Origin of the sequence: Peptacetobacter hominis, assembly GCF_006861675.1 — a bacterium.
Lineage (GTDB): Bacteria > Bacillota > Clostridia > Peptostreptococcales > Peptostreptococcaceae > Peptacetobacter > Peptacetobacter hominis.
In genome coordinates this window covers 1-5,965 of the sequence record NZ_SGJB01000014.1, presented here as the reverse complement: position 1 = coordinate 5,965, position 5,965 = coordinate 1, and the positions used below count along the sequence as shown (strand labels likewise).

General features: G+C 26.8%; 6 protein-coding genes. 2 read left to right on the top strand and 4 right to left on the bottom strand.

Translation table 11 applies throughout. The annotated features are described in order from the left end of the window. The first annotated feature begins 346 nt into the window (after positions 1–346). Positions 347–487, top strand: coding sequence for a hypothetical protein (locus EXD82_RS10335; protein WP_174919199.1), 141 nt, complete (start codon positions 347–349; stop codon positions 485–487). A gap of 410 nt (positions 488–897) precedes the next feature. Here the strand turns inward: EXD82_RS10335 and EXD82_RS07935 are convergent, their stop codons facing one another. From EXD82_RS07935 to EXD82_RS07925, 3 genes are all read right to left on the bottom strand, one after another. Next, positions 898–2,106: a Fic family protein gene (locus tag EXD82_RS07935; protein ID WP_142536383.1), complete on the bottom strand. Its 1,209-nt coding sequence runs from the start codon at positions 2,104–2,106 to the stop codon at positions 898–900. A 223-nt stretch (positions 2,107–2,329) separates the two neighbouring features. Beyond that, on the bottom strand, positions 2,330–3,952 hold the full coding sequence (locus tag EXD82_RS07930) for a DUF4435 domain-containing protein (protein ID WP_142536382.1): 1,623 nt from the start codon (positions 3,950–3,952) through the stop codon (positions 2,330–2,332). Between the two features lie 161 nt (positions 3,953–4,113). Beyond that, on the bottom strand, positions 4,114–4,314 hold the full coding sequence (locus tag EXD82_RS07925; protein ID WP_142536381.1) for a hypothetical protein: 201 nt from the start codon (positions 4,312–4,314) through the stop codon (positions 4,114–4,116). A 208-nt stretch (positions 4,315–4,522) separates the two neighbouring features. Between EXD82_RS07925 and EXD82_RS07920 the strand changes: the two genes are divergently transcribed. Next, the gene (locus EXD82_RS07920; protein ID WP_142536380.1) at positions 4,523–4,768 is read left to right on the top strand and encodes a hypothetical protein; all 246 of its coding nucleotides are present in this window, start codon (positions 4,523–4,525) and stop codon (positions 4,766–4,768) included. An 81-nt stretch (positions 4,769–4,849) separates the two neighbouring features. Here EXD82_RS07920 and EXD82_RS07915 read toward each other — a convergent pair whose 3' ends face one another. Further along, on the bottom strand, positions 4,850–5,668 hold the full coding sequence (locus EXD82_RS07915) for a cell wall-binding repeat-containing protein (protein ID WP_142536379.1): 819 nt from the start codon (positions 5,666–5,668) through the stop codon (positions 4,850–4,852). Between the last annotated feature and the right edge of the window lie 297 nt (positions 5,669–5,965).

The window sequence follows — 5,965 nt, the reverse complement described above, 5'->3', positions numbered from 1 at the left end:
TTTTATTATTTACTACTGATTATACATCTATATTATTTGTCTGTCAATTCAAGCCTAACGGCAAGGCTTTCATCTCCCGCCTCCTACGGTGAGGAAGGAGAATTTCGCCTTATTTAGTTAAATTTGTTTTTAATATAAAATTATATCAAAAAGGAGTGATAAAGGTAGATTCTGCCAGAAAAACAAGAAGCTAGAAAATATTGATTCAAAGATTATCTCTATTATAAATTGAATAGTGAAATTTTTTATGATATGATTTTATATGAAAATCACGAATAGAGAGTGGCTTGCAGATCCGATTTTCTAAGAAGGGAGGTAACAAACTTCGAGGAAAGGAGGTGTCTGTATGACAGAAGAATTTTTTCTAATCATTTTCGTAAATATAGTATGTCCAGTATTGGTGTATATAATTTGCGAGAAAATAAAAACCCACTCTTCTATTGGCAGTAGAAAAAGTGGGCAGTCTTCTGAGAAAGAAGACAAATAAATTGCTAATTTAATTCTGCGAGCCACTTGCGTGGTTCTCTTTTTATATTCTTATTATATCATATACCATTAAATTTATCTAATCTATAATGTGTTAAATATGTAAATATTATTTTGATTTGATACTATAAAATATCTTCTGTACATTTTCCATAATAAACTTTAATAATCAAAGTACTGAAAATAAACAATTATTCATTGTTTTTCTTTAAGGGATACTTATATTCTCTTACTGATTTTAGAGAAGATTACAAAAGTTTCTAGAATTACTAAATATGACTAAAAAATAATCCCCTAGTTCTATTAATATAAGAATCAGGGGATTCCTGTATGAAAAAATATTTTTTTAATGATTTTTTATATGTAACTCATATAAATTTAGATACTGTATATCTGATGTTAATACTAAGATTATATATTGTCAAGTTTGTCATAGATAATATCAAACACATATCTTTTTCCGTCTTTTTCTTTTTTTACATATCCTTCTTCAGTTAATTTACGTATAAATTTTCTAACCGTAGTTTCTCCGCACTTGGAATGCAATGCTAGTTCCGATACGCCAAATAGAGTTTCCCCGAATAAATTATTTTGAATTAGAATATAAAGTATGTCTATATACTTCTCGTCCAAATAATTCTTATTAACAAGGTCATAAATTTTATCTCCATAAAAACTCAATTTATCCGCTCTGTAGATAAGACCTTCTATAAGGCTTCTGATTGATTTTTTTATAAACTCGAAAAAATATATAACAAAAGGTGTAAGATCTGAGAGATTCTTCTTATCACCTGTTATATTAAACGATTTATAATATTTATCTTTATCTTTAAGTATAGTATACGATAACCTATATGCAACAAAAGAATCAAGCTCTTTAGTCATAAGCATACTACTTATTAAGCGCCCCATTCTTCCATTTCCATCATAAAACGGATGTATGTATTCAAATAAGTAATGAAAAACCGCTATTCTAACAAGAAAATTTATACTCTCGTTATTCAGAACAGATATTGCTTTATCCATAGCTTCAATTATCTTATCCTCTGGATATAACCCGGTATGTACCGTCTTTTGATGTTTGTTATTTACCCATACTTTGTCTTTTCTAAATATTTTACCGTCTGGTAAATCTTCTTTATCACTTAACTCTATATCTCTAAACATTGTTTCATCATAAATATTTCTAATATCCTGACAATTTGATATATCACTATACTCATTCTTATCTAACAGTTCATATTTTTTTATAATTCCATAGAATCTTTTCTTATCTGATATACTTTCTAAATTTGTAATTATTTCGCTTATTTCTTTTCTTGTACTATAAACACTCTCTATATCATTTGTCGCTTTTATCTCATCAATTATACATTTTTTCTTATATTCCTGTAATGCTATTGGAGGAAGTAAAGCCTTTGTTTTTATAAGCATTTTATCAAGTTTATGTATATCGGATACCTGATTTAAAATTTCATTATTTATAATCATAAAAGCTTCTTTTCCATTTATATCTATTCCAAAATGATATGATGACTCACTTTCAAATCTTTTTATATATATTTCATTATATTTGTCGTTATTTGAATAATACAATGAAGATAATAATTTATAATCCACAATCTCACCTCTTTAAGACACAATCAAATAATTAAACATTCTGCTTTTATCATTTTGATATATAAAAATCAATAAATTCATTATTAAATATTATTTTTACTTTATACTTTACTAAAAATACTGAAATATTTCTAATATTTATTCACATACCTTTCCAATTTTATTATATATTACTTTAAAGAATACTTTAATATTTTATACAATTCCATACTTAATTATAATCTTAAGGAAGATCTGGTGTATATTTTCTTAATACTTCTAATATTTTTTCTCTTTCGATATGTTTGCTACGTAATGAATTTATAACTTTTCGAGGATAATTATCTTTAGACAAATCAAATTTTTTACTAATCTTTTTAGAAATATCCTTAAAATTAAATATTTCAAGAATTTTCTCAAGTGTGTCAGCCTCATTAAAAATCTTTTGTTTTGTGATTAATAATTCTTCTATCCTCTGCTCTGAATATTCAATATCTATTTTTTCTTTAATATCCTTTGATGTTAGTTTTCTTTTATCTAATTTAAACAATGATAGCTGATATTTCATCTCCTGTAATAATGCAAGATTAATCTGGTTATATTTATTTGCTTCAAATAATTCTTTGATAAACTTTTTTCCTTTTTCCGCTGTACCAGCTTCGCAGAATAATACCTTTTCCATAATATCAAGTAATTCTGGCACTACAAATAGATTCTCTACTTCAGCGACATCAATGCAGTAAATACCATCCTTTTGTAATGCTGATATTTCATGTTCTGTCCTAAAATCTCTATCAACTATCCCATATACTTGTATAGAATTTAGCTTTTCATAGGCATTTTTTGATTTTACAAAACGTATTACCTCTTGACAACCTCCACAAGGTATTACATGATATCCTTTATCTTTATAAATTTCTTGGTAAAGTTGATAATCATAACTATCTTTTGTACCTTCAACAAAGAGTATCTTCTGTCGAGTACCTATTATTTCAAATAGTAGATCATCCGGTATATCTTCATAATCATTATAATCTAAAAATTCATATTCCCACTCTCTTCCATCATAACTTTTTATCCAAAGCAATTCCATACTATCACGAGAAAGTGCAAAATTCAAATCGTGTGTAATATACATGAAAAGACAATCTCTTCTCTCTTCTTCAAGTCTTGTCCATAGTTTACCTACAATAGATTTGTGTATATGAAGTTCAGGTTCATCAATAATTAACAATGTTTTGGGGCGTTGTACTAACACTTGACATATCATATATAAAATTACACGTTCACCATCACTCATTTCTTTTCCATGGTATATTTGTCCATTATAGTTTACATGCACGCCTTGCCCTGTCAAATCAATTTTTCTATGAGGAATTAATTCATTCCAAATTTCCATAGCTCTTTCAACAACTGTTGAAATCGGTTGAGGACGTTCTGTATTTTCTTCTATTGCTTGCTTATCTATTTTGTGAGCTAATTGTAATTCTTTATGTTCTTCAGAAAATAATAATGATAATACCTCATTATAATCATCTAAAAGAAAAGTTGCTGGATTCATTTTAAAACGATATGCTAATTTTGTTGCATTTTCTTTTGAATTACCTTTAAATAAATTATTATGTGAACTATCATTATCTAGAATAGAAATTTTTTCTCCAATAGATAATGATTTTTGAGCAGAAATTCTATGTACTGGTACTTCTATTTGTACATTTCCTCTACTAAAACTAGGATCATTTAGCTCTTCAATTCTAATGCCAAATCTTGTCTTTCCTGCCCCATTAGCACCTAATAATACAATTGGTTTACCTGTTTCAAAAGTATATTCCTCATTTTTAGGAAATATTATTTTTAATTCTTCCATATTATCACCTCTTTTAAATTATGTTATCATAATACTCTAATTAAATCAATAAATTACTTTTTTTATCTGCTTACTTGATAAAATATTTAATTTTTATCAAATAAATGTATTATTTTCTATTTTATACTTAAGATTGCCTTAAATATAATATCCTACTAGCATTAATCATAATTTCTCGAATACATTTCAAAATCTTTAGAATTATAACTTTTCATTCTTTTATATACTTCCCTTAAATCTTCATCTTTTACATATATTTTTTCATCTCCTCTGAAAATATATAAATCATTAGTTTCTGTTACTTCATCTTCTACATTCATAATTTCAGCAATCAATTGTTTTATTTTTAAATACTCTTCCATACTATATCTCCTTTTAATATATTTTAATAATTCTTCATTATAATCTTATTTTATATAATAATTATAAACACTAAATAAAATATCATCTAGGCTATTCTATAATTTTAAATTAATATTTATCTTCCTAAATGTTAATTTCATGATATAATAAAAATAAATACATTTGCTAACAAATACAAATATTAAATATTTTCTAGGAGGTAAATCAATGACATTATTTGAATTGTTAGTTAAAATTACATTGCTTATATTTGAACTAATGCTAGTATTTTTCTCTTACCTGACACTGCCACCACCGAAACCAAACAGAAGGAAAGCCTACAAAGCTCTTTTAAAAGGCAAAAAAATCAGAACAGAACCTTTTATAAAGCTAAATCCTTCATATCAGATGCCAGTATCATTATTATTATTTGGAGCAGCTATTTTAATACATCTAATTGTACAAAATATATAATTGGATAGATTTAGATTAAATATTATATGAAAAATAAAAAACCTATAATCAGGATAATACTCTGATTATAGGTTTTGCTTTTTAATAGGCTATAGGTTTACTCATGCCTGGAGAATATACGAATAATTTTTTGTCGCTTTTTCTAACAAGGAAATTGGAATCAGCTTCATCTCCTAAATCATCTACTATATTAAATATATAGAAGTTCTTGTTATAGTATTCAAAATTATCAAGTGCTGATACATAACTATTGTACTGATTATACATATAGAAAGTATTCTTTCTAGAATCACCAGTCTGTCTGTATATAGCATTCATAGCATCAACCGCTCCTTTTGCATATGTAGCATTTGAACAAGCAGCTCTTATGTAATATGATAGGTCTTCTGCAAAAAAGAATACATATTTTAATCTATTTGCTCCATATAGTATGTCTTTATTGCTGTTTTCAGATATAAGTACAACTGGTGAACCATCTTTTATACAAGATGATAATATCGCATATGTAACATCATGTCCAAATACAAGCGTATATTCTGAGTTTTCTGTGCGATTGAAATATTCAATAACCTTTCTGTTTGTCTCGTATCTATTTGATCCACCTATTCTAATAGCCCTTGTAGAATTTACAAGGCTATTGCTTATAACACTTGTACCACCTATAGCGTATGTAGTAACTCCATCTGTGTTAAAAGGTACTGACTGACCATTTGTAAGTATTATAGGCATTTTTCTGTTTCTAGCTTCAAACGATATATTGGCAGCATCTGCTTCTCCTTTATACGCTCTTGTTATAGCTATTTCGTTTACATCGCCAGTAAGCCTTTCTATTTCCTCTTCTACTTTGTAGCTTGTTTCAATTCTATTTTTACCATAGATAGATTTGCAGCTATATCCCATGTCCGCAATTTCTCTTTTTAGATTATTAGATATTACATCTGGACCACCTATAAAATATCCTCCTATCTTTCAATATTTACTATACCTAAAATTGAAAAAGATATATAACTCCAAGGAACAAAGATAAAATCTTTTTCTTCATAATATAGTTCTACATTTTTATAAATCCTATAACTTTTTTAGTAAAAAATTAAAAGAGCAGAAATTATTTTCTGCTCTTTCATATAAGATATTTACTTACTATTTGCTTAATCCAAGTCTTTCAGCTAATGTAGATATTACTGATTTTTCTACACC